Genomic DNA, 2522 nt, shown 5'->3' on the forward strand with positions numbered 1-2522 from the left:
CAGGGTTCTGGACATGCTCAAACAGAACCCACAAAAGATCCCCGAGAAATCGGGGATCTTTTGCGTTAAACCTCTATTAATTCACACCCACTTTCGATAGAATTTAACTGAACATACTAGTCGGGGCGTGGAGGTGGAAAGATGGCATATATGAACGCCGAACCCTTCCTCACCTTCAACCCACGCCCCGAAGCAACACCCATCGGACACGCGGCAGGTTTACTCGAAGATGATCACGGCGGGCAAGTGTTCATCCACGGAATGCTCTGGCACTCCTGGACCACCGGCGATGACACCTCCAAACGATTAGCAGCTGTGTCGTTGTGGCGGATGAAAGCGGCCTCAGCCGCAGAAATAGGCCACGCCTTCGGCGTCATCGAAGACACTATTTGGCACTGGCACCGCACGCTGAACACCACCGGCCTGAACTCGTTGACTAGTGAGAAACGTGGACCGAAAGGCGGCTCCAAACTCACCAAAGAGGTCATCACCCGCATTCAACAGCTACGCGCCAGCGGCCTGACTCTGACGGCAACTGCCGCGCAAACCGGTGTCTCGGAATTCAGTGTCCGCCGCGCCATGAAGCTGGACCCCGCCACTGGCCAACCACCAGTACCTGGCCAGGATTTGAGGACCGCTGACCTCACCGAAGTAATCCAAGAAGAACTACCGATACTGCCAACCCCGGCGCCACGCACCGAAGAACGCCTCGCCGCGTCCACCGGAACCCTGACCGAAGCGGTCCCGGTGTTCACTCCAGCCGCGAAGATCCCCTACGCCGGACTACTGCTCGCATTACCAGCGTTGGAAGCCACCGGTCTGCTGTCCTGTGTTCATCAGGTGTATTGCGCATTGAAGCCTGGATTTTATGGGCTGAACACCACCATCCTTGAAGCGGTGCTGCGCACCTTGGCCGGGGAGCCACGCGCCGAAGGCGCGAGGCGGTTGAAGCCAGCAGATTTGGGCAGGATTCTGGGGTTGGACCGTGCCCCGGAAGTAAAAACCATCCGCCGCAAGCATCAGGAACTCGCCGCCCAAACCCATGGCGTCGAACTGCTTGTTGCCTTAGGAAAACACCACCTCGCCAGCACGGAACCAACAGGTGAGGGCGATGCGCTGGGGTTGCTGCTGTATGTGGACGGGCACGTACGCTCCTACCAAGGGTCCAAAAAAATCGGTAAGCAGTACTCGACCCGCCTGAAATATCCGGTGCCGGCGTCCATGGAAACGTGGGTTTCTGACGCGTCTGGTGCGCCGGTGTTCATGGTGATGGCCGCGCCGTCCAAGAATCTGGTCGGTGAGCTGCGCGGCCTGGTTCCTCAGTTGCGTGCGCTGGTGGGTGACCAGAGGCGGGTGCTGATTGGCTTTGACCGTGAAGGCTGGTCCCCAGCGTTGTTCGAGTATTTGTATGAGCAAGGGTTTGACGTATTGACTTGGCGCAAGGGCAGTATCCCGGACCTTGATCCAGGAATATTCCGTAAGGCGAGGTTCACTAATCAGTGGGGCCAGGATCATGAGTGGAAGCAGGCTGCTGACACTGTCGTCGGGGTTGAGGTGGATGCCAAGGCCCGTAAGAACGCTGAAGCGGCCGGCGAAGCATCGGATGAAACAGGGGCGCTGGTTCCGTCCGTTGGCGTCACCGTGGACGGGATGTTTGGGATGCGGCAGGTCAGCCGGATCGTTGCTGCCGGCAAGCAAATGCGTGAGAGTACCGGGGAAGCCGACCGACAGATTCATCTGCTGACTACGGATACTACGTTGAGTGCTGGGGAGTTGATCTTCCATATCGGCAGGCGTTGGCGGCAAGAAAATTACTTCCGATACGCCCGCCAGCACTTTGCTTTGGACTCCCACGACACCTATCAGCACACCGTGGATGACGTGACCCGTAGCGTGCCGAACCCGGCGAAAGAGAAAGCGAAGCAAGCACGAGATGCGGCAGCAGCAGTGGTGAGCACGCTGAGCAGCGTCGCTGACGCACAGATGTTGCGGTTGAACACTCCGGAACCAGGGGAAACCCGGGTGGTCAGTAACGCTGAGGTTAATCAGATTAACGCGCCGGTGATCAAAGCGGAACAAGCACTGCACAAGGCTACAAAGAAGTGGGAGAAGATCGGTGCCCGGCTGCCGTTAGGCGAAGTAAATCCGGGACAACTGGTGTTGGAAACAGAGCATAAGCAGTTGCTTCATGCGGTGCGGATGTCCGCATTCAATGCGTCCATGGCCATGGTCGCTGACATTCGCTCACACACCGGGTTGAAATCTGTGTTCAAGGACGCGAATGAGTTCGTGCGTCAAGCGTTGACCGGTAGTGGGGATTTGGACCCACGAACCGACGGCTTTTTGGACGTCGCCTTGGATCCGTTACCTACCCGGCGGGAAACGGTGGCGTTGGGTGAAATGTGTGAACGGCTCTCTGAGACACGGACCCGGTATCCGGGGACGGACCGGGTGTTGCGGTATCGGGTGAAGAATCATTGCTGAGTGTTGAGTTTATTTTTTAGCCGATGTCCAGAACCCTG

1 protein-coding gene is annotated in these 2522 nt (G+C 57.7%); it reads left to right on the forward strand.

The window, feature by feature from the left end; genetic code table 11:
- Positions 1-141: 141 nt before the first annotated feature.
- Complete coding sequence (locus tag CIK76_RS17890) at positions 142-2484, forward strand: putative transposase (protein WP_141393617.1); 2343 nt, start codon at positions 142-144, stop codon at positions 2482-2484.
- Positions 2485-2522: the final 38 nt, after the last annotated feature.

The organism is Glutamicibacter sp. BW80, from assembly GCF_002332385.1.
GTDB lineage: Bacteria > Actinomycetota > Actinomycetes > Actinomycetales > Micrococcaceae > Glutamicibacter.